The sequence below is a fragment of the Vibrio sp. 03-59-1 genome (genome assembly GCF_013114135.1).
GTDB lineage: Bacteria > Pseudomonadota > Gammaproteobacteria > Enterobacterales > Vibrionaceae > Vibrio > Vibrio cortegadensis.
Window position 1 is genome coordinate 318,597 of record NZ_VTYA01000004.1, and the last position, 25,268, is coordinate 343,864.

24 protein-coding genes are annotated in these 25,268 nt (G+C 41.3%); 12 read left to right on the forward strand and 12 right to left on the reverse strand.

Features of this window, described 5'->3' with window-relative positions:
- Positions 1–86 precede the first annotated feature (86 nt).
- The 3 genes from F0249_RS06180 to fldA all read left to right on the forward strand — a co-directional run bounded on the left by F0249_RS06180 (position 87) and on the right by fldA (position 1,772).
- The gene (locus tag F0249_RS06180; RefSeq protein ID WP_171756154.1) at positions 87–848 is read left to right on the forward strand and encodes an alpha/beta fold hydrolase; all 762 of its coding nucleotides are present in this window, start codon (positions 87–89) and stop codon (positions 846–848) included.
- 116 nt (positions 849–964) lie between these two features.
- The gene (locus tag F0249_RS06185) at positions 965–1,186 is read left to right on the forward strand and encodes a DUF2788 domain-containing protein (protein WP_017053256.1); all 222 of its coding nucleotides are present in this window, start codon (positions 965–967) and stop codon (positions 1,184–1,186) included.
- A gap of 52 nt (positions 1,187–1,238) precedes the next feature.
- Entirely contained in the window at positions 1,239–1,772 is a 534-nt protein-coding gene (gene fldA, locus F0249_RS06190) for a flavodoxin FldA (protein WP_029203441.1), read from the forward strand.
- A gap of 49 nt (positions 1,773–1,821) precedes the next feature.
- Here the strand turns inward: fldA and F0249_RS06195 are convergent, their stop codons facing one another.
- Positions 1,822–2,319: a DUF4442 domain-containing protein gene (locus F0249_RS06195; RefSeq protein ID WP_017053258.1), complete on the reverse strand. Its 498-nt coding sequence runs from the start codon at positions 2,317–2,319 to the stop codon at positions 1,822–1,824.
- Between the two features lie 194 nt (positions 2,320–2,513).
- Between F0249_RS06195 and fcrX the strand changes: the two genes are divergently transcribed.
- A complete protein-coding gene (fcrX, locus tag F0249_RS06200) occupies positions 2,514–2,960 on the forward strand; it encodes a ferric iron uptake transcriptional regulator FcrX (RefSeq protein WP_017053259.1) in 447 nt (148 codons plus the stop codon).
- A gap of 164 nt (positions 2,961–3,124) precedes the next feature.
- Here the strand turns inward: fcrX and glnS are convergent, their stop codons facing one another.
- Positions 3,125–4,792 (reverse strand): glutamine--tRNA ligase, encoded by a 1,668-nt coding sequence (glnS, locus tag F0249_RS06205; RefSeq protein ID WP_017053260.1) that lies wholly within the window; start codon positions 4,790–4,792, stop codon positions 3,125–3,127.
- 198 nt (positions 4,793–4,990) lie between these two features.
- The gene (gene nagE, locus F0249_RS06210; RefSeq protein WP_171756155.1) at positions 4,991–6,547 is read right to left on the reverse strand and encodes an N-acetylglucosamine-specific PTS transporter subunit IIBC; all 1,557 of its coding nucleotides are present in this window, start codon (positions 6,545–6,547) and stop codon (positions 4,991–4,993) included.
- Between the two features lie 487 nt (positions 6,548–7,034).
- Here nagE and nagA point away from each other — a divergent pair, with 487 nt between their 5' ends.
- The 4 genes from nagA to asnB all read left to right on the forward strand — a co-directional run bounded on the left by nagA (position 7,035) and on the right by asnB (position 12,942).
- Positions 7,035–8,171, forward strand: coding sequence for an N-acetylglucosamine-6-phosphate deacetylase (gene nagA / locus F0249_RS06215; protein WP_171756156.1), 1,137 nt, complete (start codon positions 7,035–7,037; stop codon positions 8,169–8,171).
- Positions 8,172–8,173: 2 nt separating this feature from the next.
- Positions 8,174–9,388 (forward strand): ROK family protein, encoded by a 1,215-nt coding sequence (locus tag F0249_RS06220; protein WP_017053263.1) that lies wholly within the window; start codon positions 8,174–8,176, stop codon positions 9,386–9,388.
- Between the two features lie 82 nt (positions 9,389–9,470).
- On the forward strand, positions 9,471–11,057 hold the full coding sequence (locus F0249_RS06225; RefSeq protein ID WP_171756157.1) for a cation:proton antiporter family protein: 1,587 nt from the start codon (positions 9,471–9,473) through the stop codon (positions 11,055–11,057).
- Positions 11,058–11,271: 214 nt separating this feature from the next.
- Positions 11,272–12,942, forward strand: coding sequence for an asparagine synthase B (gene asnB / locus F0249_RS06230; protein WP_136993974.1), 1,671 nt, complete (start codon positions 11,272–11,274; stop codon positions 12,940–12,942).
- A gap of 127 nt (positions 12,943–13,069) precedes the next feature.
- Here asnB and rfaH read toward each other — a convergent pair whose 3' ends face one another.
- The gene (gene rfaH, locus F0249_RS06235) at positions 13,070–13,570 is read right to left on the reverse strand and encodes a transcription/translation regulatory transformer protein RfaH (protein ID WP_029203442.1); all 501 of its coding nucleotides are present in this window, start codon (positions 13,568–13,570) and stop codon (positions 13,070–13,072) included.
- Between the two features lie 321 nt (positions 13,571–13,891).
- On the opposite strand from rfaH, the gene F0249_RS06240 reads away from it, so the two are divergent.
- Positions 13,892–15,280 (forward strand): peptide MFS transporter, encoded by a 1,389-nt coding sequence (locus F0249_RS06240; RefSeq protein ID WP_171756158.1) that lies wholly within the window; start codon positions 13,892–13,894, stop codon positions 15,278–15,280.
- Positions 15,281–15,420: 140 nt separating this feature from the next.
- Here the strand turns inward: F0249_RS06240 and hemH are convergent, their stop codons facing one another.
- The 3 genes from hemH to htpG all read right to left on the reverse strand — a co-directional run bounded on the left by hemH (position 15,421) and on the right by htpG (position 19,465).
- Positions 15,421–16,374 carry a ferrochelatase gene (gene hemH / locus F0249_RS06245; protein ID WP_017053268.1) on the reverse strand — a complete coding sequence of 318 codons (954 nt, stop codon included), beginning with the start codon at positions 16,372–16,374 and terminating at the stop codon, positions 15,421–15,423.
- Between the two features lie 167 nt (positions 16,375–16,541).
- Positions 16,542–17,186: an adenylate kinase gene (adk, locus tag F0249_RS06250; RefSeq protein ID WP_017053269.1), complete on the reverse strand. Its 645-nt coding sequence runs from the start codon at positions 17,184–17,186 to the stop codon at positions 16,542–16,544.
- Positions 17,187–17,560: 374 nt separating this feature from the next.
- Positions 17,561–19,465: a molecular chaperone HtpG gene (gene htpG / locus F0249_RS06255; RefSeq protein ID WP_017053270.1), complete on the reverse strand. Its 1,905-nt coding sequence runs from the start codon at positions 19,463–19,465 to the stop codon at positions 17,561–17,563.
- A gap of 256 nt (positions 19,466–19,721) precedes the next feature.
- Here htpG and F0249_RS06260 point away from each other — a divergent pair, with 256 nt between their 5' ends.
- Both F0249_RS06260 and F0249_RS06265 read left to right on the forward strand, forming a co-directional pair.
- The gene (locus F0249_RS06260; protein ID WP_171756159.1) at positions 19,722–20,591 is read left to right on the forward strand and encodes a transcriptional regulator; all 870 of its coding nucleotides are present in this window, start codon (positions 19,722–19,724) and stop codon (positions 20,589–20,591) included.
- A 9-nt stretch (positions 20,592–20,600) separates the two neighbouring features.
- Positions 20,601–21,116, forward strand: coding sequence for a regulatory protein ToxS (locus tag F0249_RS06265; protein ID WP_113795830.1), 516 nt, complete (start codon positions 20,601–20,603; stop codon positions 21,114–21,116).
- A 35-nt stretch (positions 21,117–21,151) separates the two neighbouring features.
- Here F0249_RS06265 and yfcE read toward each other — a convergent pair whose 3' ends face one another.
- Genes yfcE through F0249_RS06290 form a run of 5 tightly spaced genes read right to left on the reverse strand, consistent with a single transcriptional unit; the run spans position 21,152 to position 24,016 of the window.
- Positions 21,152–21,697, reverse strand: a complete 546-nt coding sequence (gene yfcE, locus F0249_RS06270) for a phosphodiesterase (protein ID WP_136993979.1) — start codon at positions 21,695–21,697, stop codon at positions 21,152–21,154.
- Between the two features lie 49 nt (positions 21,698–21,746).
- Positions 21,747–22,154, reverse strand: a complete 408-nt coding sequence (locus tag F0249_RS06275) for a CBS domain-containing protein (RefSeq protein WP_017053274.1) — start codon at positions 22,152–22,154, stop codon at positions 21,747–21,749.
- Positions 22,151–22,501: a P-II family nitrogen regulator gene (locus F0249_RS06280; protein ID WP_017053275.1), complete on the reverse strand. Its 351-nt coding sequence runs from the start codon at positions 22,499–22,501 to the stop codon at positions 22,151–22,153. The genes F0249_RS06275 and F0249_RS06280 overlap by 4 nt, the downstream gene beginning before the upstream one ends.
- Positions 22,491–23,285: a DUF1538 domain-containing protein gene (locus F0249_RS06285; RefSeq protein WP_017053276.1), complete on the reverse strand. Its 795-nt coding sequence runs from the start codon at positions 23,283–23,285 to the stop codon at positions 22,491–22,493. The genes F0249_RS06280 and F0249_RS06285 overlap by 11 nt, the downstream gene beginning before the upstream one ends.
- Complete coding sequence (locus F0249_RS06290; protein ID WP_017053277.1) at positions 23,282–24,016, reverse strand: DUF1538 domain-containing protein; 735 nt, start codon at positions 24,014–24,016, stop codon at positions 23,282–23,284. The genes F0249_RS06285 and F0249_RS06290 overlap by 4 nt, the downstream gene beginning before the upstream one ends.
- A 317-nt stretch (positions 24,017–24,333) precedes the next feature.
- On the opposite strand from F0249_RS06290, the gene F0249_RS06295 reads away from it, so the two are divergent.
- The gene (locus F0249_RS06295; protein WP_171756160.1) at positions 24,334–25,248 is read left to right on the forward strand and encodes a TIGR01777 family oxidoreductase; all 915 of its coding nucleotides are present in this window, start codon (positions 24,334–24,336) and stop codon (positions 25,246–25,248) included.
- Positions 25,249–25,268: the final 20 nt, after the last annotated feature.

Here is a 25,268-nt window from a genome sequence, read left to right on the forward strand (position 1 = left end):
TTCACAATCTCAATGTTTAAACTCTGATGGATTATAGCGAGATCTTTACCGATACTCTACGTTAAACCCATCATGAATAAGATAAAATGTCAGCACTTCTTAACTACAAACTCGAAGGCCAAGGTCAAACTGTCGTTTTGATCCACGGATTATTTGGAAATTTGGACAACTTAGGCCTGCTTTCACGAGACCTTAAGGAAGATCATCAAGTACTTAGCATTGATCTTCGTAATCACGGCCTCTCTTTTCACTCCGATGTTCACAATTACCAGGTAATGGCTGAAGATATTATCTCGCTGCTTGATCACTTAGATCTCGCGTCGGTAATCTTAATCGGACACTCGATGGGGGGGAAAGTCGCAATGAAAGTCACTGATCTCGCGCCACACCTTGTGATGAAGCAGATCATTTTGGACATGGCTCCTGTCGCCTATCATCAACGTAAACACGACAATGTCTTCGCTGGTCTGACTGCCGTATCAGCCGCGAATCTCTCGTCACGATCTGAAGTGATGACAACATTGGCTGAACATATTGAAATCGATGGTGTCAGGCAGTTTTTGTCTAAATCCATCATAAAAGTCGAAAACACAATGCGTTGGCGCTTTAATGTAGATTCGATCATGAACAACTACTTATCGATTTTAGATTGGGAACCAATAACTAAGTCAATGACACCTACCCTATTCGTTAAAGGGGGAGACTCTGACTATTTGACCGCCGATCACCAGGCCGATGTTCAATCACAGTTTTCGAATGCGAAGGCTCATGTCATTGCGAATACAGGGCATTGGTTACATGCTGAAAAACCAGTTGAAGTACTAAGAGCAATCCGCAAATTCTTATAGTTCTGCTGCGATTAATAAATACAAATTAATGAGAAGCAGACGGTGACACCATGATTAACTTTGTGTCACAACAGTGGTATAGTGCGCGCAAGTAAAATTGGCATAAAAGGACACTCATGCTTTACGACTACATGAATCAATTGGAATCTTTTGGATTGGATCTATTGTTTGCTGGTATCTTTTTCTTAATAGGTATGGCGATCAAAGATGTCTTGAAACAAGGTAATGTTCCAGTTTTCGGGCGTCGAATTGTATGGATGGTTCTATTTCTTGGTTGTGCTGGATTTGTTGCTAAAGGGCTCATTCAGCTTAGCTGGGAAGGAACTGGATTAGGCTAATCCTTCACGTAACTTTGTGTTAAAACAGACAAATATTAAAGGTAACGATTCTATGGCAAGTGTAGGTCTCTTCTTTGGTAGCGATACAGGTAATACCGAAGCTATTGCAAAGACGATCCAAAAGCAACTGAGCAAAAAGCTCGTTCACGTTCAAGACATTGCAAAAAGCAGCAAAGAAGATATTGATAACTTTGATCTGCTATTGCTTGGCATTCCAACGTGGTACTACGGTGAAGCACAATGTGATTGGGACGATTTCTTCCCAGAACTAGAAGCGATTGATTTCTCAACTAAGCTTGTTGCTATTTTCGGCTGTGGTGATCAAGAAGATTACGCTGAGTACTTCTGTGACGCGATGGGCACTATCCGCGATATCGTTGAAGCTAAAGGCGGTACTATCATTGGTTACACACCAACTGAAGGCTACGAATTTGAAGCATCAAAAGCACTAGTTGATGGCGATGAAAATAGCTTCGTTGGTCTATGTATTGATGAAGATCGTCAACCAGAACTCACGGATGAGCGTGTTTCTAAATGGGTTCAACAGATCCATGAAGAGATGTGCCTAGCTGAATTAGAAGACTAATCTAACCCAGCAATCCAAAATTTAAGAGCCTCCGCCACTGGAGGCTTTTTTATTGTTCTAATAACTCTTCTTCTCTAAATTGCGGCTTCTTACGCACATAAAGTTTTCTTTGTACTTCCGCGACAACATTCCCTTTCTTATCCTTAATATGGATAATAAATTCAGGAAAACACTTATCCCCATCAACCGTTGAGCGGTAAATATCATCTAATTGATTTTGTGAGATCTCAAAGTCGGCATAAAGGTCTGATTGCCCAGGCTTCATAAAGTTAATGCTTGCCTCTTTATCCCATACATAATATCGTTCGCCTAAAATACCCATTAACATCAAAGAGTAAACAGGATCTGTTAATGAGAAAATGCTGCCTCCATATTGGGTTCTATTGGCATTTTTGTTCCACCAGCGTAACTTTAACTTCATGTTCACGGTTCTAAAATCGCCACTGATTCGCTCAATGTGAATACCCGCTCCCCAAAATGGAGGCCATATATTCAGTGCAAATTTAACCACCCCTGGTTTATATATCTTTGCTAAATTCTTATTCATAACTTCCTGTCCGAACGTTCCCTATGTTATCAAATTGTAACTGGTCAGATGTCCACTATAAGTGACAATTCACAACTTTACAAAAGTAAACTAGTAACCCTTTGAAGTTCGTGGTTTATTGTTATCTCTGAGTAACCTATAATACTTGTAATAATGACTTCTGTTAATTGCTGCAAATCACCACAGGAAAGTATATGTCGGACAATAACCAAGCGCTAAAGGATGCTGGGCTTAAAGTTACCCTTCCAAGGCTCAAAATTTTAGAAGTATTACAGCAACCAGAATGCCAACATATCAGTGCTGAAGAACTCTATAAAAAGCTGATAGACCTAGGTGAAGAAATTGGTCTTGCTACTGTTTATCGCGTTCTTAACCAGTTTGATGATGCAGGAATTGTGACTCGTCATCACTTTGAAGGTGGTAAATCGGTTTTTGAACTTTCAACACAGCACCATCATGACCATCTTGTGTGTCTTGACTGTGGTGAAGTTATCGAATTTTCGGACGATATCATTGAACAACGCCAAAGTGAGATTGCTGAGAAATACAACGTTCGCCTAACAAACCATAGCTTATATCTATACGGCAAATGTGGTGATGGGACATGTAAAGATAACCCAGATGCACATAAAGCGAAGTAGATTCATATAAACATCTAAATACCAGTAACTTAGCTGGTATTTTTTTTACTTACAGCACAAGCGTAATCAATCTTTTAGATTCAAATAGGTTGAACAGAAACTAAAAAGCCAGTGACTCACATCACTGGCTTTTTTATTTAACCCGTTATCTCACTATACAGAGATTAACCGTCAATTTTCGCCCACGTATCACGCAAACCAACAGTTCGGTTAAAGACTAGAGCATCTGCAGTTGAATCTTTTGAATCAACACAGAAGTAGCCTGTACGCTCAAACTGAATACCCGATTCAGCTTTAGCCGTTGCAAGACTTGGCTCGACAAAACCTTGCAGTACGACTAATGACTCAGGGTTTAACGTATCTGAGAAGTTTTCCGCTGCTGCTGGGTTAGGTACCGTAAACAAACGATCGTACAAGCGAATTTCAGCAGGTAGGCCTTTGTCAGCCGATACCCAGTGAATAACACCTTTTACTTTACGGCCGTCTGCTGGGTTCTTACCTAGAGTTTCATTATCGTATGAACAGAAAATCGTAGTGATATTACCTGCATCATCTTTCTCGATACGCTCAGCTTTAATCACATAAGCGCCACGTAGACGAACTTCTTTACCAAGCACTAAACGCTTGTATTTCTTGTTCGCTTCTTCGCGGAAGTCATCACGCTCAATCCAAATCTCACGCGTGAATGGTACCTCACGAGAGCCCATTTCAGGCTTATTTGGATGATTTGAAACGTTCAGAACTTCGACACTATCCGCATTAAAGTCTTCGATAACCACTTTAATAGGATCAAGAACAGCCATGGCGCGAGGTGCGTTTTCATTCAGATCATCACGAATGCAAGATTCTAATGAACCAAATTCAATCATGTTCTCTTGCTTCGTTACACCGATACGTTTACAGAATTCACGAATAGACGCCGATGTAAAGCCACGACGGCGCAAGCCCGAAATCGTAGGCATGCGTGGGTCATCCCAGCCATTGACTAGATTCTCTGTAACCAGTTGGCTCAGTTTACGTTTAGACATCACCGTGTATTCTAAATTTAGGCGACTAAATTCATACTGACGTGGTTGGCAATCAATCGTAATGTTCTCTAATACCCAATCGTACAAACGACGGTTATCTTGGAATTCAAGAGTACAGATAGAGTGAGTGATCCCTTCTAACGCATCAGAAATGCAGTGAGTAAAATCGTACATTGGGTAAATGCACCATTTATCACCGGTTTGATGGTGATGCGCAAAACGTACACGATAAATAACTGGATCACGCATAACCATAAATGGCGATGCCATATCAATTTTTGCGCGTAAGCACACCTTACCTTCTTCAAAGCCACCATCGCGCATTTTTTCAAATAACGCTAAGTTTTCTTCAGGTGAGCGTTCACGGTACGGGCTGTGTTTACCTGGCTCAGTTAGCGTGCCACGATATTCACGGATCTGCTCTGGACTTAGCTCGTCAACATACGCTAAGCCTTTATTAATCAATTCAACTGCATAAGCGTATAACTGATCGAAATAGTTTGATGAATAACAGATATCACCAGCCCACTCGAAGCCTAACCAACTTACGTCATTTTTAATAGACTCAACGTACTCAACGTCTTCTTTTTCAGGGTTAGTATCATCAAAACGCAGATTACACTGCCCCTGGTAGTCCTGAGCAATACCAAAATTTAAACAGATAGATTTCGCGTGACCAATATGCAAATAGCCGTTTGGTTCTGGCGGAAAACGAGTATGAACACTCGAGTGTTTACCATCAGCTAAATCTTTATCAATGATTTGGCGAATAAAATTCGATGGACGAGCCTCAGCTTCACTCATCTATAGCACCTCTATGGTTTAGTATTGTCAGAATATATAGCCGTCAATCATCCACAATTATAAGCTTAGACACAACTACTACCGTGCGTTTAATCTTAAATAAAACTGACATCGAACAATAAGTAAGTGATTCATTCTTTGAAAAACAAAAAATGCCTCCCAAAGGAGGCATTAAAGTCAATTTTTAGCTTGTGATAACTAAGGCAGTTTCACATCAGATAGGTCTTCACCAGCACCAATCGCTTTCATTTCGCCAGCGACGATTTCAGCTAGTGGGCCAAGAATCACTTGAAGGTTGTTTTCACCTAGTTTAACCACACCTTTCGCACCAAGCTTTTTAAGTACTGCTTCGTCAGCGATAGAACGATCTTTGAGTGTAAGACGTAGGCGAGTAATACAAGCATCAATTGATGTTAGGTTTTCGTGACCACCTAAAGCTTTCAAGTATTGACGTGCAATGTCACCTTTAGGAGCATCACCAGAAGGCGCGGCTTCTTCATCATCATCTTCACGACCTGGCGACTTCAAATTGAATGCGCGGATTGCGAAGCTGAAAGTAAAGAAGTATAGAGCACCAAATGCTAGACCAATAAATAGTAGTGTTACTGGTTTAGTTGCAAGACCCCAGTTCAAGACAAAGTCAATCAGACCTGCAGAGAAACCGAAGCCATGTAGTGTTCCGAACATGTTCGCAACCACTAGAGACAGACCAGTAAATACAGCGTGCATTGCGTATAGAGCAGGAGCTAGGAATACGAACATAAACTCTAGAGGTTCTGTAATACCCGTTAGGAATGAACAGAATGCAACAGAGAACAGAGCACCACCAACTTGGCTGCGTTTTTCAGCTGGAGCCGCTAGGTACATTGCAAGAGCAGCACCTGGCAGACCAAACATCATTACAGGGAAGAAACCGTTCATGAATACGCCAGCACCTTTATCACCACCGAAGTAACGGTGTAGGTCGCCAGATTTCAGAGTTTCAGTCACTTCTTTTACTACTGTAGTAATTTCAGGAGTAACAGAGTTAGCGAATGTGAATGTATGTTCCTGACCAACAACAAGTGTTTTAGCAATCGCAGGGTCAACACAAAGTTGTGTAATACCAGCAAATGCGCCTTGACCTGCAACTACGATCTCTTGACATGTGCCCATACCGAACCAGAAGTAAGAGTTCAATACATGGTGTAAGCCAACAGGAATCAATGCACGGTTAAGAGTACCGTAAACAAATTGACCAACAGCGCCAGACGTTGATACCGCGTGAGCTAAAGCATCAAGACCAGATTGAACGCCAGGCCATACCACACCAGAAACCGCACCCGCAACTAGAGCAAACAAACCTGCCATGATTGGAACAAGACGTTTACCAGAGAAGAATGCTAACCATTCAGGTAGGCGAGTCGCGTGGAAAGCGTTATAAGAGTGACCAGCAATGATACCTGCGAAGATACCACCAAAGAATGACATGTTAACACTGGCATCAATTGTTGTAGCAGTAGCGGTCAACACAAAGTAAGCCACAGCACCAGCAAGACCTGCAGCACCGTTACCATCTTTAGAAAGACCAATAGCAATACCTAAACCGAAAAGTAGAGGTAGCTGGCTAAAGATTGCATTACCAGCAGAAGCCATAAATGCAATATCAAGTAAATCTGGTTGACCTAGTCTTAAAAGAAGCGCCGCAATTGGAAGCGTTGCGATTGGCAGCATTAATGCTTTACCTAGCTTCTGTGCATATCCAAGAATATTCACTGTTAGTTCCCCCTATAGGAATTTAGAATTTGTCAGAGAAACTTTTTTCAGCCCCTCAATTTAGTCCTTTTCAGTTTAGGCTATTAATTTTGCTCCGCAAATTAAAAGCTCTTCATTTGTGATCATAATCACCAGATCTGGTCAAAAATCGAGGTTTTTGCTAGCGAGATCATAAAACTTATTTTACAATTAAAAAAAATGAGCAATTAGCGATATTGTTTAAAGATTAGAGATTCATATTCATAAGAAAAATATGACGTAATATTCAAATCAGTGAATGCAATCTTTATGACAACGTCCAGATAAAAACAAATTAAATTATTATTTTTCATAAACTTAGTAACATCACACTTTCAAAATATCATTTTATGAAAGATAATCCGTTATCTAATTGATGTTCGCAAACTAAGTATCAGATAAAGAGGTATACTTAGTTTTAGCTGCTAGATAACTCACCACACTCCCAAGAAATAAGGATTAGCTAACCATGTATGCGCTAAGTAATTGTAAAATATATACGGGTCGTGACATTTTAATCGATCAAGCTTTAATCATTGAAAACGCAATGATTAAAGCAATCTGCCCGATATCAGAGTTACCTACAACCATTAAAAATGTAGACCTCAACGGCGCAAACCTTAGCCCTGGTTTCATTGATCTTCAGCTTAATGGCTGTGGTGGTGTCATGTTGAATGACGAAATTAGTGCAGACACGATGCAGATTATGCATAAAGCAAATCTAAAATCGGGCTGTACCAGCTTTTTACCCACGCTAATTACCTCGTCAGACGAAGACATGAAAGCGGTTATTAACGCCGCTCGCGAATACCACAATACCCATCAAAATCAATCTCTTGGGTTACATCTAGAGGGTCCTTATCTAAATGTAATGAAAAAAGGCATCCATAGTGTAGAACACATTCGTCAATCTGATAGTGAAATGATTGATCTGATCTGTGCAAACAACGATTTGATTGCCAAAGTTACGCTTGCGCCTGAGTTGAATGATCCTGAACATATTGAGCGTTTGCACAATGCAGGGATTGTCGTGTCGATCGGCCATACCAATGCAACTTATACTGAAGCAAGAAAAGGCTTTGAAGCGGGTATCACATTCGCCACTCATTTATTTAATGCCATGACTCCAATGGTTGGACGCGAACCTGGCGTTGTTGGCGCAATCTATGATACTCCGGATGTGTACGCGGGCGTTATCGCTGATGGCTTCCACGTTGACTATGCCAATATTCGTATCGCGCATAAAATTAAGGGTGAAAAGCTTGTATTAGTGACCGATGCCACAGCTCCAGCAGGCGCTAACATGGATTACTTTATTTTTGTCGGTAAGAAAGTATATTACCGTGATGGTAAGTGTGTTGATGAAAACGGCACACTAGGCGGCTCAGCATTGACTATGATCGAAGCTGTACAAAATACAGTTGAGCACGCTGGTATCGCATTGGACGAAGCTCTAAGAATGGCGACGCTTTACCCTGCCCAAGCAATTGGTGTAGATAATAAGCTAGGCCGAATCAAAAAAGGTATGGTTGCTAACCTTGCTATTTTTGATAATGACTTCAAAGTTCAAGCGACTGTAGTTAACGGACAATACGAGCAAAATTAAACATGAATGGCGGACAAATAGGTAACGTAGATTTAGTTAAACAACTAAACAGTGCAGCGGTATATCGTTTGATTGACCAACAAGGGCCAATCTCTCGAATCCAAGTCGCAGATGTAAGTCAACTTGCACCTGCTAGTGTTACAAAAATTACCCGCCAACTTCTTGAGCGTGGCTTAATTAAAGAAGTCGCGCAGCAAGCTTCTACTGGTGGCCGAAGAGCGATATCTCTGACAACAGAAGTAGAACCTTTTCATTCAATTGCAGTGCGTTTGGGTCGTGACTACATTCAATTCAGTTTGTACAACCTTGGTGGTGTCGAACTTGCTTTCGATCAACAAGAGTTAGTATATCGAGATCAGTCTGAATTAATGAAAGGTCTTTTGGTTCACCTTGATGCTTTCATCAAACAACATCAATCAAGTATCGATCAACTTATTGCAATAGGCGTAACACTTCCTGGCCTTGTAAACCCGACAACGGGCGTTGTGGAATACATGCCAAATACGGATATCGATAATTTAGCACTTGGAAAAATGCTCACCGAAGCGTTTAAAGTTGAGTGTTTTGTTGGTAATGACGTTCGTGGTATGGCATTAGCAGAACACTACTTTGGCGCAAGCCAAGATAGCCAAGACTCCATTCTTGTCAGTGTCCACCGCGGAACCGGTGCTGGTATCATCGTTAACGGCCAAGTCTTTTTAGGATTTAATCGTAACGTTGGTGAAATTGGTCATATACAGATCGATCCCCTTGGCGAGCAGTGTCAGTGCGGTAACTTTGGCTGCTTAGAAACCGTAGCGGCTAACCCTGCCATTATTGATCGAGTCAAAAAATTAATTGCTCAAGGGTATGAATCATCATTAGCTTCTCTTTCTGTTATCACTATTGATGATGTATGCAGCCATGCTATTGCGGGTGATGAACTTGCAAAACAGAGCTTGGTTCGAGTTGGAAATCAACTTGGTAAAGCAATTGCAATGACAATCAACTTGTTCAATCCACAAAAAGTGATTATTGCGGGTGATATTACTAAAGCTCAAGACATCTTATTCCCTGCGATACGACGAAATGTAGAGAACCAATCTCTAACAACATTCCACAGTGGATTACCTATCGTCGCTTCTGAAATCGATAAACAACCCACTAAAGGAGCATTTGCTATGATCAAACGAGCAATGCTAAATGGGGTTCTGTTACAAAAATTACTCGAAGATTAAGTGAATATCCTTTAGTAATGCCTCGGGCCGTGTTTGAATAAACACGGCCCGTTTTTTAGCTAGGAATAAAAATTATAAAACTATGGAACTAATTTTAATCACAACGGCATTTATCGCCGGATTTTTTGCTCTTAAATGCAACCTCCCCCCTTTAGTTGGTTTTCTGCTTGCCGGGTTTGGTCTGCATGCTTTTGGAATTCAAACCAGTGATACCATAATCACTCTTGCTGATTTAGGTGTGACATTACTGCTTTTCACCATTGGCCTTAAACTTGACGTAAAAACACTCTTATCCAAAGAAATATGGGCAGGAGCCAGTGTACATAACCTTCTCTCTACTGCCATTTTCAGTGCGTTATTATTCGGTTTCAAAATACTTGGCATTTCATCTTTAGCCGCTATGTCGCTTGAGCAAATCGTACTGCTTGGTTTCGCACTCTCTTTTTCTAGTACTGTTTTTGCAGTTAAGTCTCTGCAAGAAAAAGGAGAAATGAATGCCACCTACGGCACGATTGCCATTGGTATTTTGGTTATGCAAGATATCTTCGCTGTGGTCTTCCTAACCGCATCAACAGGAAAGCTACCTGAATGGTACGCTATCGCGCTTTTCCTCTTACCTTTTCTTCGCCCTATTTTCTTTAAAATTATTGACTGGGTCGGACACGGTGAAATGCTCGTTTTATGCGGTGTCTTTTTTGCATTAGTGGTTGGTGCGGGGTTATTTCAAGTTGTAGGTATGAAGCCCGATCTTGGTGCTCTGATTTTAGGCATGCTGTTAGCTGGGCATAAAAAAGCATCAGAGCTGTCTAAGTCACTATTTAATCTCAAAGAATTATTTCTTGTCTGCTTTTTCTTAAATATTGGCCTCTCAGTAAAACCCACCATTGAAGGTGGGGTGATGGCCCTACTCTTTATACTTCTACTGCCAATTAAGGGGGTCTTATATTTTTGGGTGCTCAACCATTTTAAATTTCGAGTTCGTACGTCACTTCTCGCGTCTTTGTCTCTATTCAACTACAGTGAATTTGGCCTTATCGTCAGTGGGTTAGCATTTAAAATGGGCTGGATGTCTGGAGAAATACTGGTTGCTATCGCGATTGCCGTCTCTATCTCTTTCATACTAGCAGCACCACTCAACCGTAAGGGCCATCGACTGTATCAGCGTTCAGGTAAGTGGCTAAAAGAACATGCGGCAGAGAAACTCAACAACCGAGATCAACTGATCAACCCTGGTCATGCTCAAATCTTGATTTTGGGAATGGGTCGAATTGGTACTGGTGCGTACGATGAGTTACGTACTCGATATGGAAAAATAAGTCTTGGGGTCGAAGTACGAGAAGATGCAGCACACCAACATCGAACTCAGGGACGAAATGTCATTTCAGGAGATGCAACCGATCCCGATTTTTGGGAACGCATACTCGACACCGCAAATGTCAAACTCGTACTACTTGCAATGCCTCATCACCAAGGGAACCAAATTGCCCTAGAGCAGCTACAGTTACGCAACTATCAAGGTCAAATTGCCGCCATTGCTGAATACACAGACCAACTTGACAGTTTAGTCGAGAATGGTGTTGATGCCGCATTTAACATATACAGTGAAGCTGGTTCAGGTTTTGCTCGTCATGTATGTAAGCAGTTAAAACCAAATTTTAACAAGCCTTAACCCTTACCCAATAGGCTCTAAAGTTCTACCTTTAGAGCCTTATCGCTCAAAAAACACACCATAACTAGATAAAATCAACCAAAACTCGCTTTTGGTTAAATTTTTTCTAATCATTAAAGCTATTTGATATTTAATTAAAGCAATACGGTTGCTTTTTTTAATCAAAATGGCAAATTAAAGTCAATCGCACCGAATTATATTAAAAGGAAGTTGTATGTGTTCAGTATTTGGCATTCTAGACATTAAAAGTGATGTTGCATCACTTCGCCCTATTGCTTTAGAGATGTCGAAAAAGCTTCGTCATCGCGGACCTGATTGGTCTGGTATCTATGCATCAGACAATGCAATTCTAGCTCACGAACGTTTGGCTATTGTTGGCTTAAACAGTGGCGCTCAACCGCTTTATAGTCAGGATAAAAAACACATCCTGGCGGTCAATGGCGAAATATACAACCATCAAGAAATTCGAGCTCGCTATGAAGGTAAATATGAATTTCAGACCGACTCTGACTGTGAAGTGATCTTAGCGCTATACGAAGATATGGGTGCCGATCTTCTTGAAGAGCTAAACGGTATTTTCGCTTTTGTTTTATACGATGAAGAGAAAGATCAGTATCTTATCGGTCGTGACCATATCGGTATTATCCCGCTTTATCAGGGTTATGATGAGCACGGCAACTACTACGTTGCTTCAGAAATGAAAGCTCTCGTACCCGTATGTAAAACAGTAAGTGAATTCCCTCCGGGTTGCTTCTACGGCTCTAACGATGCTGAACCACAACGTTACTACACTCGTGACTGGAATGAATATGCTGCGGTACAAGGCAACTCAACCAGTATGGAAGAGTTAACTCAAGCTCTTGAAGATGCCGTTAAACGCCAACTAATGACTGACGTTCCTTATGGTGTTCTTCTCTCTGGTGGTCTCGATTCATCTATTACATCTGCTGTAGCAAAACGTTATGCAGCTCTGCGTATTGAAGATGACGAACAGTCAGAAGCATGGTGGCCTCAGCTACACTCTTTTGCTGTCGGCTTAGAAGGCGCTCCAGATCTTAAAGCAGCACGAGAAGTGGCAGACCAAATTGGTACTGTCCACCACGAAATGACATACACAATCCAAGAAGGGTTAGATGCCATTCGCGATGTGATCTATCACATTGAAACCTACGATGTGACAACGATACGTGCATCAACGCCTATGTATCTTCTTGCTCGTAAGATTAAAGCAATGGGCATCAAAATGGTTCTGTCTGGCGAAGGTGCTGATGAAATCTTTGGCGGTTACCTATACTTCCATAAAGCGCCAAACGCTCAAGAATTTCATGAGGAAACCGTACGTAAGCTGTTAGCGCTTAATATGTTTGACTGTGCTCGTGCAAATAAATCACTAGCCGCTTGGGGCGTTGAAGGACGCGTACCTTTCTTAGACAAAGAGTTTATTGATGTTGCAATGCGTTTAAACCCTGAAGATAAGATGTGTGGCAACGGAAAAATGGAGAAGCACATTTTACGTAAGTGTTTTGAAGATTACTTGCCACACAACATCGCATGGCGCCAAAAAGAGCAGTTCTCTGATGGTGTGGGCTATGAGTGGATTGATACGTTGAAAGCAACCGCCGATGCTAAAGTAACAGATAAGCAGATGGAAACGGCTGCATTCCGCTTCCCATACAACACTCCAACAACTAAAGAGGGTTATGCTTATCGTGAAATTTTTGAAGAGCTATTCCCACTAGAATCTGCTGCGGAATGTGTCCCTGGCGGCCCTTCAGTTGCTTGTTCTTCTGCAAAAGCAATTGAATGGGATGAGTCATTCAAAAACTGTGTTGACCCATCAGGTCGAGCTGTACAAGCCGTTCACAACGATGCTTATGAAGCGTAGTACAGCTTGAGGTGAATTAATTCATCAATCACTGGATCGAAAAAAGGCACTTTTTAGTGCCTTTTTTAATGGGAGAACCACTGTGATATTGCATAAAATTCTAACCACTAGCGGTAGCGTTCAATCATTAAAGATCAAAATCCAGATCTTTATTATCAATGCTCACAGGTATGACTTTACTGATCATTTTGACCAGCATAATAGAACGAGCTTCGCCGTCTGATTCTTGGAAAATCGCTTTAATTCCAGAGAATTGTCCGCTTTTCACTGCTATTTCTTGGCCCTTCTCTGGAAGGCTTTCATCAGAAATATCACTGGTATTTTTTTCTATTTGTTTCAATTCAAATATTAAGTCGCCTTGAATCTCTTTTGGAACGGCTCCGAACCGAATAAAATCAACCACACCGCGGGTTGACCTGACAGTGGTAAATGTTGGTCCTACTTCAAAGTCAAAACGTATAAAGACATACGATGGAAAAAGAGGTTCTTTTACAGTTTGTCGCTTACCTCTCAACATTTTTTCTACTGTGACTTCAGGGTAAAAACACTCCACCCCCTGATTCTCTAAATGTTGCTTTGCTCGGCTTTGATCACCGCGCTTACAATAGAGTAAATACCAACGTTTCATAATTTTTCTAGCCATATTTTTTTCCACATCCTAGCATAAGTTTACGTCATACCAATATGCTCGGAGTTAGGACAACCAAATTATCGTCATAAATTGCTATTTTTTCGAGCGCCTTTGCTGTTATTTTCCTCAAGACAAAAATGAGAAATAAGTTTTCACCTCATTAATCAACCACCGCTTCCTCTACTTAGTTTATTATTTTCAAACAGTTAGCACTAACTATTCATATCACCTATACATTTCAACTATTGCAGTTATTAATTCCAATATGTATACCTAACCACACATTAAATTCTTTAATAACTAAAATAAGTAAAACTTATGCCAAACCAACACAACATTTTCGGTCACCCTAGAGGTTTGTTCCTTCTTTTTGGTACAGAACTATGGGAACGATTCTCTTACTACGCAATGCGTGCCATCTTAGTTCTTTTTCTTACTGATACCACGATTAATGGTGGTATGGGGTGGTCAACTAAAGACGCTTTAGATTTATATGGCATCTATACCGGTCTGGTTTACATCACACCACTCATCGGTGGCTACATTGCAGATAACTACTTAGGTCAGCGTAAATCTGTACTGCTAGGTGGTTTATTGATGGCCATTGGTCAGTTCACTCTAGCTTTACCAACTCACGCTATCGGTTTAGGTATTGAACAAGCATTCTATTTAGGTCTCGCACTCCTGATTGCTGGTAACGGTATGTTCAAACCTAACATTTCAACGATGGTGGGTGACCTGTACAACGAAGGTGATCACCGCCGTGATGGTGCATTCACCATTTTCTATATGGGTATCAATATCGGTGCATTACTTGCGGGTATTGTTTCTGGTTCTGTAACGGGCTCATATGGTTGGAAAGCGGGTTTCCTTGTTGCTGGTATTGGTATGGTCATTAGTTTAATCATGCAAATAACACTGGCTAAATCATGGCTAGGCGATATTGGTACCGTTCCAGCAGCAGTACGTGACCGAGATATGAAGAACTCTCAAAACAAAGCGCCATTAACGCCACAAGAGATCGACCGCTTGAAAGTTGTTTTGGTTATGGGTCTATTTGTTATTGTATTCTGGGCAGGCTTCGAACAAGCCGGTGGCCTGATGAATATCTACACTCAACAATATACTGATCGTATGATTGGTGGTTTTGAAGTCCCTACCGCTTGGTTCCAATCTCTTAACCCATTCTTCATTATCGGTCTAGCGCCTGTTCTTGCCGCTTTTTGGGTAAAACTTGGTAAGCGTGAACCAAACTCACCAGTTAAATTTGCCTTAGCTCTGTTCTTCCTTGCTTTAGGTTTCTTATGCATGGTTGGTGCAGTAATGGAACAAGGCGGTGACACAACCGTTAAGACATCAATGCTTTGGCTTGTGGGTGCGTTCTTCTTCCATACGTTAGGTGAATTATGCTTATCACCAATTGGACTGTCGCTTGTGACTAAACTTGCTCCGCTACGTCTAGCATCACTGATGATGGGTGCATGGTTTGGCTTCAACGCAATCGCAAACTATGTTGCGGGTCTAATCGGTTCACACGTAGGCGAATTTGGCCCTATGGCTATCTTTGGCGGCATTGCGGTTACTGCAACTATTTGTGGTGTCGTATTATTGATGTGTGCAAATACGTTAGTTCGTTGGATGCATGGCGCGGAAGTATCAGCGTCAAGTGCTGAAATTATTGAAGAGCAACAAGCTCAATTAGTTTAGTTCATTCAGTAACACATATACAAAGGGCTGCATTAATTGCAGCCCTTTTTCTTTAAAATCAATACGTAAATCCATCAACCAAGCAAATTCATTAAAGCGACTGCCGATAAAACGCTGTTCATTTAAGTATAATAAATATACTAATTGGCAACCAGATCTGCCATCATTTCGATATGGTCATCTGCATCATTCAAACATTCAATGTAGTTGAACTCTGAACCACCAGCCTCAACAAATATCTCTTTGCACTGTTCTGATATCTCTTCCAATGTTTCAAGACAATCAACAGAAAACGCTGGGGCCATGATATCTAGCTTCTTAATCCCTTTAGCAGGCAACATCTCTAATGTTTTATCCGTATAGGGCGTCAACCACTCCTCTCGACCGAATCGAGATTGATAAGTCATACCAATCTTGTCTTCTGATAATTCGAGCTCTTGTGCTAGCAATCGAGTTGTCTCTTCACAATGCTGAGGATATATATCCCCCTGATCCGCTAATCGTTTTGGGATCCCGTGATATGAGCACAGAAGGTAGTCCCCTCGCCCACTTTTCTCCCACTGCTGCCTAACTTGCTGGGCCAGCGCTTTAATGTATAACGGGTGCTGATAGTAATCTCGAATCAAGCGATAACTTGGTATGACAGGCATCTGCTTAAATGCTTTCGTCAGCCCATCCGAAACCGCTGCGGTCGTTGTGCCTGAATACTGTGGGTACAAAGGAAGAACAATAATATCCTCTACACCTTGAGCCATTAGTGCTTCAATGCCATTTTTCAAGCTTGGCGATCCATAAGTCATTCCAAGCTCAACCGGTAAATTCGTTTGAACTCGTAACTTTTCGACTTGCCTTTTGGAGTACACCATCAACGGCGAGCCTTCATCCATCCATACGCTTTCGTACAACTTCGCAACCTTAGGCGCTCGAATAGGTAAAATGACACCATGCAATATTGGGCACCATAACCAACGCGACAAACTGACAACACGGTGATCATGTAAGAATTCACTTAAGAAACGTTTTATTGCCGGTGCTGTTGGCTCATCAGGTGTACCTAAGTTAACCAGAAGAACACCTTGTTTTTTATTATCCATAAATATCTTAATTAACTTATACCTTTCTACAGCGTTTATGATGCAGATAAGTATGATGATTCATTCAGAGTGTTTTCGCGTAAATCGCATGAAACGGCTCAACAAAAAAAGGCGACCAATAATGGTCGCCTTTAATATAACAAAATCTAAAACTGACGTTTAGCCAATTATGCTAGTGCTTTCTCAATATCTGCACTAACTTCAGCAACTTGCTTAGTACCGTCAAATTTAAGGTACTTAGTATTGCCTGCTTCAGCTTCTTTGCTGTAGTAAGAGATTAATGGTGCTGTTTGCTCATGGTAGATACCTAGGCGAGCAAGAACGGTTTCAGCTTTGTCGTCATCACGAACAACAAGATCTTCACCTGTCTCATCATCTTTACCTTCCACTTTTGGCGGATTGTAAACAACGTGGTAAGTACGACCAGAAGCTAGGTGAGCACGACGACCCGCCATGCGCTCAACAATAACGCTGTCAGCAACATCGAATTCAACAACGTAATCAACGGCGATGCCCATCTCTTTTAGACCGTCAGCTTGTGGGATTGTGCGAGGGAAACCATCAAGTAGGAAACCTTTCTCACAATCAGCCTGAGCAATACGCTCTTTGATAAGACCAAGAATAAGATCATCAGAAACCAATTGACCAGCATCAATCACTGATTTTGCTTTCTTACCTAGCTCTGTACCCGCTTTGATCGCAGCACGTAGCATGTCACCAGTAGAAATTTGTGGGATACCATATTTTTCCATGATGAATTGAGCTTGTGTACCTTTACCAGCACCTGGAGCACCTAGAAGGATGATGCGCATGTTTAATCCTCTTTAAAAATTATGATTTATACCGAAGCTCACAATAAGTCGGGTGATGAAACAATACGACTCTCCACGACACTGCATAAAGCAGCCACAATCGTTGAGCCATACATTCACCAATACTTAAATAACCAACGATAAGTTTCGGTATAACGTTTATTAAAAGTGAGCGCGCAAAATACACGCCTTGAACCAGAGATTCAAGCTCAGCATTCTAACACAAAAATTATCCATAAGTTGTGCCTAAGACTAAAGAATACGAGCTGGCGTTAATTCGCAACTGATAAAGTCACGTTAGCGTCATTTTGCCGATTTTAGTGACTTTTAATTTAAAAAAGCCCGCCGAAGCGAGCTTTTGAATTTTTTACTACTTAAACTTTAGTCAAAAGCTGGTTGATAGCACCTAAGAACTGAGAAGAGTCCTCAATAGAGCCACGTTCAGCAAGCATAGCCTGACCAAGCAGAACTTCTACCCAACGACCGAACTCTTGTTCATCCGCTTCATCAGCCATACGTTTCACAAGCTCATGCTCTGGGTTAATCTCAAAAATGTACTTAACTTCTGGAGCCGCTTGACCTGCTGCTTCCAGTAGTTTCGCCATTTGAGTCCCCATATCATAGTCATCAGTAACGACTACGGCTGGTGTTGTTGCTAGCTTAAAGGTAGTGCGAACTTCCTTAACACGAGAGCCTAGGTAGCTTTGTGTGCGCTCAACAACAGACTTAAATTCTTCCTGTGTCTCTTTTTGCTTCTCTTTTTCAGCTTCATCTTCAAACTGACCAAGATCCAGACCCGCTTTAGTGATCGATTGGAACTGTTTACCATCAAACTCGGTTAGGTAATTCATTAGCCATTCGTCGATTCGATCGAACATCAATACAACTTCGATGCCTTTCGCTTTGAACTGCTCTAAGTGTGGGCTGTTTTTAGCCGCTGCGTAGCTATCTGCTGTCAGGAAATAGATCTTATCTTGTCCCTCTTTCATACGCTCTACATACGATTGCAGGCCAACCGTCTGTTCTGAAGAATCGACATGAGTTGAAGCGAAGCGCAACAGAGCGGCAACCTTTTCTTTATTTGCCATATCTTCAGCAGGGCCTTCTTTTAGCACCATGCCAAACTCTTTCCAGAAAGAAAGGTACTTTTCATCGTCTTTCTTTGCCATACGCTCAAGCAGAGTAAGCACTCGCTTAGTACATGCACTGCGTAGTGACTGAGTTACTTTATTGTCTTGCAGAATTTCACGCGAAACATTAAGCGGTAGATCGTTTGAATCAATTAAGCCTCGGACGAAACGTAGGTAAGAAGGCATGAACTGCGCCGCATCATCCATAATGAATACGCGTTGAACATAAAGTTTTAGGCCACTCTTATGTTCACGGTTCATCATATCAAACGGAGCTTTTGCAGGAATATAGAGCAAGCTCGTATAATCGTTTTTACCTTCAACTCGGTTATGGCTCCAAGTTAATGGATCAGCAAAGTCATGCGATACATGCTTATAAAACTCTTGATACTCTTCTTCTGAAATATCTGATTTATTACGAGTCCACAGAGCTTGTGCTTTGTTGATCTGTTCCCACTCGGTCTCATCCGTCTCTTTTCCTTCTTCATCTTTTACTTTCGTTAAGATAGAAACCGGAATACCAATATGATCCGAATATTTACCAATCACTTCACGTAAGCGCCATTCAGATAAGAACTCCTTACCTTCGTCACGCATATGTAAAATGATATCCGTACCACGAGACTCTTTTGTGGTGGTTTCAATGGTGTAATCACCTTCACCTTCTGAGTGCCACTGTACCGCTTCATCGGCTGCTAAACCGGCAGCTCGAGTACGAACCGTTACCGCATCAGCTACGATGAATGCCGAATAGAAACCAACACCAAACTGACCGATTAATTGTGAGTCTTTACTTTGATCATCCGATAATTTTGAAAAGAAGTCCGCAGTACCTGATTTAGCGATCGTGCCCAGATGCTCAATAACATCATCACGGCTCATACCGATGCCGTTATCAGAAATAGTTAAGGTATTGGTTTCACTACTAAATGACAGTTTAACACCAAGATCAGCTTCACCTTGATACAAGCTCGAATCAGAGAGCGCTTGAAAACGTAATTTATCTGAGGCATCTGAAGCATTTGAAATCAATTCACGTAGGAATATTTCTTTATTTGAATACAGTGAATGAATCATTAGGTGAAGTAACTGCTTTACTTCTGACTGAAAACCACGGGTTTCTTTATTGTTCGTTACTGTTTCGCTCATCTTCGCTCCATAGCATATATACTGTGAGATCGCGGCTTACTGTAAATGCGATTTCGTCTATCTTGTTATTTAACATGAGGATGACAAATGTAAATTCAAGGTCAAAAATCATAAAAACAGTGTTTTTTTATTTTATTTTAACTATGATTATTTCGAAAAAATATCAAAGAACATAAATTCAGCCTGCAAGATTGACAATTAATCGATGATTGGCCGAATAAAATCCCCTGAAAGTCATCTAATAAAGAAGAATTCAATGAGTAATATCGGTACTAAGTTCATACTTGCGAAGCGCTTTGTTTTTGATCCAAATAGTAATTCTCTTATGGATCAAGCAGAGGAATGCGAAACGGTTAGACTAGGTAGCAATGAGAGTCGTATCCTATTATTGCTATGCGAGAAACCCAATGAAGTCATCACTCGTAATCAACTCCATGAGTTTGTTTGGCGAGATCAAGGATTTGAAGTTGATGATTCAAGCCTAACTCAGGCGATATCAACACTACGCAAGATGCTTAAAGATTCTACAAAATCCCCTGCCTTCGTTAAGACAGTGCCTAAGCGAGGCTATCAACTCATTGCCAACGTAGAACGTTCCGCTCCATTAGCGTCAAGTGATACCGTTTTACCTATACCAAATGAAACGACAGTTGAAGAAAGCAGCACAAATGTAGAATCAGAACCACCAGCATCTATCGTTGAAGTGGAAGTACAACAATCAAACCTTGGCGCAGTAACACAAGAAACCGCCTCATTTGATTCAAAGTTACTCAGTTGGCTACCAAAGATTCTCGTGAGCATTGCCATTCTGCTTCCTTTATTGGTTTTACTATTCACAAATCCAGCAGAGTCACAATTCCGTCAACTTGCGGTGGTGGATAATATCCCGATTAAAACACCATTGAACCATCCTGATATTTCTAAATGGGTGCCTTCAATAAAAACATGTATTGAAAGCTACAATGAACGTCACCGTGATGAACTAATGCCTAGCGAAGTCATTGCAACGGGTGGAGAAAACAATCGGTTAGTGTTGAATTACATTCATCCTGTGGAGTTTTCTGGTGAGAATGTCACCTTACGAATTTTCACTGAACTCTCCAATCTAAATAAAGTCTGTAAGTAAGGTAAGATGATGAAATTAAAATTGGCTTATCTCGCGTTAGCCCTCTCCTCTGTATTAAGTGCATGGATGTATTGGGGAAGCGACATCAAAGTTGAACAGGTGCTTACGTCTAAAGAGTGGCAATCTAGAATGGTCTCACTGATCACCAATAATGATAAAGAGAGTGCGATTGGGCCGCTAAGTAAAGTTGAAGTGATATCAAACGTAAAATATTTGCCAAATGGTTCATACATCCGCGTCTCTCGAATGGAGCTGTTCGGTAACGAGAAAGAGAGCCAAAACACCATCAACATTTCAGAAACTGGCGAATGGGATATTAGTGATAACTATTTATTAATCTCTCCAACTGAGTTTAAAGATGTCTCTTCTGCTCAAAGTAAAGAGTTCACTCCCGAGCAATTAACACTAATTACTCAGGTATTTAAGTTAGATTCTCAGCAAAGCCGCCGGATTGATATCGTAAACCAAAAGACACTGCTCTTAACCAGCTTAAACCATGGTTCCACGGTGTTATTTACAAACTAATACGAAAAAGGGAAGCATTATCGCTTCCCTTTTTATTAGATGGTCACTTCTTTGATTACCGATTGGTCAAAGCCAATAACTTGCAATCTATTATTACGGAGTAGTCCAAAGCTTGCAGAGTAACCATTACGTGGAATAGTCACAGAGCCTGGGTTGAAGATCACCACACCATTTTGCTCTTCTGCTACCGGAATATGGGTATGACCATGAGCCAAAATATCACCGTCACGTAAAGCTGGTCGCTTATCAGAATTATAAGTGTGACCGTGTGTCAAAAATAGACGTTGACCACTTTCTAGCAATACCCACGAGTAATCCATCATCATTGGAAATGACAACAACATCTGATCCACTTCACTATCACAGTTGCCTCTAACAGCAATGATCTGATCCGCATACTGATTAAGAAGCTGTGCAACCTCAGGGGGATTATACCCTTCAGGAATCGCGTTTCTCGGGCCGTGATTTAAAATGTCACCTAACAAAATTAGATGCTTAGCTCCTGATTTCACATATTGCGAAATCATCTGTTCAGTTGCAGGCAGTGAGCCGTGTAAATCTGAAGCGAAAAAAAGATTCAAGACAAGCGTCTCCTTATTTTAAGTTGACGCTATTGTACGCATTCCTCTTTTAGTCGTCATCTTTCGCCATGCCATTTATCACGATATTGTTGTAGCTCACCATTCCAATAATCTTTCCATCTTCGATGACTGGCGCACGGCTGATGCCAAAACGTTCAAATAACCGAGCGCAATATTTAACGTTCATACTAGGATCAACGGCTAACGCTGGTTTTGTCATGATTTCATAAATATTAGTGCGTTTAGATGAACGATTTTGCGCGAGCACTTTCTTCGCAATATCATTCATTAAAACAATACCGTACTCATCGTCATCATGACGCTTATTCACGATAAGCGCTTTAACCTTATGCTGCTTAGCCAGTTTGATACCTTCATGTACCGTCGTTAGCCCATCAACAATGACATAGGTATTGGCCATTACGTCTCTAATGCGTATTTTTTCATGGCTGATCATATTTCTTCCTCAACAACTTTTGTTAATGTCTCAACTTGATGGGCAACCCCGACCGCATCTTCGATATCAATCTGTATCGCTATTCCCTGCCCTGACTCTTGGTCGAACTCCCCGACCTCACTGATTCTTTCCAAGATATGACGCGAAAGGTGTTCCTCAACAACAAATAACAACACGTCTTTTTGCACTTCAAGAGTTAAACCAAAGAATGTGCGTTTTTTATTCACACCTTGGCCCCTAGCGTTGTTGATCACCGTCGCTCCCGTTGCACCGGCATCTCGAGCAGCATCAAGAACTACATCGGTCTTGCTATCCTCTACAAAAGCCAAAATGAGTTTAAAGCGCATTTTCTTTCTCCTCTGACGAGCCTTTTTGGTTTAACCATTGGGTAATTTGGGCATACGCCATAACTGAAATAATAGGAAATAAACTGGCAAAGGCGATCAGACCAAAGCCATCAATCATCGGGTTTCGTCCCGGAACGGTAGAAGCTAGCCCTAGCCCTAAAGCCGTAACTAAGGGTACGGTTACCGTTGACGTTGTCACTCCTCCAGAATCATATGCCAAAGGCACTATTAATTTAGGAGCATAAAAGGTTTGAATCACCACCACGATATAACCTGCGATGATGTAATAGTGAATCGGGTCTCCGACTACAATTCGATAACTGCCCAAAGATATTCCAATCGCAACCCCTAGAGCTACCGCAATTCTTAACCCATTCACGCTGATACTTCCCCCTGACACTTGATTGGCTTTTATCGCAACAGCAATAAGCGATGGTTCTGCGATTGTGGTGCTAAAACCAATAAAGAAGGCAAAAAGGTAAACCCAATAGTAATCAATCCAAGCGAGTGACTGACCTACACTCACTTTAAAATCATATAAAAACTCTGGAGCGGTTAACTGCTGAGCCATGGTTTCGCCAAGTGGAAACAGCGCAAGTTCTAGCCCCATTAAAAAAAGAGAAAGACCTAAAATGACATAGAAAAAACCCAATATTACTTTAGGTAAATTACTTATGGGTTTACGTAATACCGCGACTTGGAAACCAAATATAATGGTCACAATTGGGACAACATCTAAAACAGTCCCAGTGAAAGTGTCAATAAAATCGGAAAATGAAATCATGCCACCACCATTCCATAGACCATAACGAACATCATAGGCAACAAGGAGGCAAAGGCGATCAAACCAAAGCCGTCAATCATTGGGTTGCGTCCTTTGATCGAAGACGCTAACCCTACCCCTAAAGCCGTCACCAATGGCACAGTTATAGTAGACGTGGTCACCCCTCCTGAATCGTAAGCGATCCCGATAATATTTTCAGGCGCAAATCCAGTAAGGATCACCACACCGATATAGCCAGCAATGATCATATAATGAATTGGCCACCCTTTTAAAATTCTCAATACCCCAAGAACAATGGCTATCCCTACAGAAAATGCGACCGTCAAACGCAGTCCATCCGCATAATCACTCATGGCCGCTTCAGTATGAATGATCATACCGCCTTCAGCTGCCACCTCTGCCGCTTCATCTGCGACTGCCGTTAACGCAGGTTCTGCTATCGTGGTGCCAAACCCTAAGCAAAAGGCAAAACAAATGAGCCAGAATACGCTCCCTTTGCGGGCAAAGGCTTGCGCCATCGATTCCCCGATTGGAAATAACCCCATCTCCAATCCAAAAATAAAAAAGGTTAAACCAAGGACCACCAACAACAATCCAACAAGGATAGAAATTAAATTAGGGAGTGGCTCTTGTAAAACAACCAACTGAAAAAAAGCGATAACAAGCACGATAGGGAGTAAATCTCTAAAGCTCCCCAGCATGGCTTTAAATAGCGAAAGTATTGCTGCCATAGATCTCCTAATTCATCGTTGTGAATCGGCTATTTCAGAAAATAACCACGGTTTATCGATACGATATTGCCTCAAGTCACTCATTAACCTATGAAACTGTCATACCTATGAAACCATCATGGCAAATAGTCGTCTATATAGGTGTGACAAAGGTTAGGCACTTAATACATTTAGCTACTCAATTGTTAAAAATGTGAACCGCCCGCACAAGCAGCTGAATATAATTGAGTTTTTCCACTGTTTATTTCACACCAGCTCACTTCAACCTGAGCTTATTACGGCTTAACTGTCTATAATTGGTACACAGCGGAGGGAATATGAAGATACTATTGACAGGTGGAACGGGTTTTATTGGAAAGGAACTCATTAAATGCTTTAGAACGGAGCAAATTATATTACTGACGAGAAACCCGCAAAACGCACAGCAAAACTTACAACACGCGAATACTGGAAATATCACTTACATCAACACATTAGATAACTTTAGCGATCTTAATGATGTTGATGTTGTCATTAATCTGGCAGGTGAAGCGATTGCAGAAAAACGATGGAACGCCAAGCAAAAAGAAACCATCTGCAATAGCCGTTGGAAACTCACTGAAAAAATCGTCGAACTCATTCATGCGAGCACTGAACCTCCTAGCGTTTTTATTAGCGGTTCTGCCGTAGGATATTATGGTGATCAACAAGATCACCCTTTCGACGAAAGTCTTCATGTCCATCAAGTTGGTTTTCCGCATCAAGTCTGCTCCCACTGGGAACAAATCGCGAAGCGTTCTCAATCTGAGCTCACACGAGTATGCCTCCTTCGAACTGGGATTGTGCTAGGTAAAGATGGGGGAGCCTTGGACAAAATGCTACTGCCTTACAAGCTAGGGCTCGGTGGGCCAATAGGCAAAGGCAAGCAATATATGCCTTGGATTCATATGTTAGACATGGTGAGAGCCATTGTTTATTTAGTAGAAACGCCACATGCTAGTGGTGAATTCAATGTTTGTGCGCCTCATCCCGTTACCAATAAAACTTTCAGCCGCTCTTTAGCTAAAGCACTAAAAAGACCTCATTTACTTTTCACTCCTAAATGGATATTGAAATTAATGATGGGAGAATCCTCATGCTTGCTTTTTGATAGTATTCGAGCCAAGCCTAAAAAATTAACCGAGCTGGGGTTCATTTTTGCTTACTCTAGAATAGAGCCAGCTCTTAAAAATTTACTGCAAAACCAAAATTAAATTCATACAAGACCATTAAT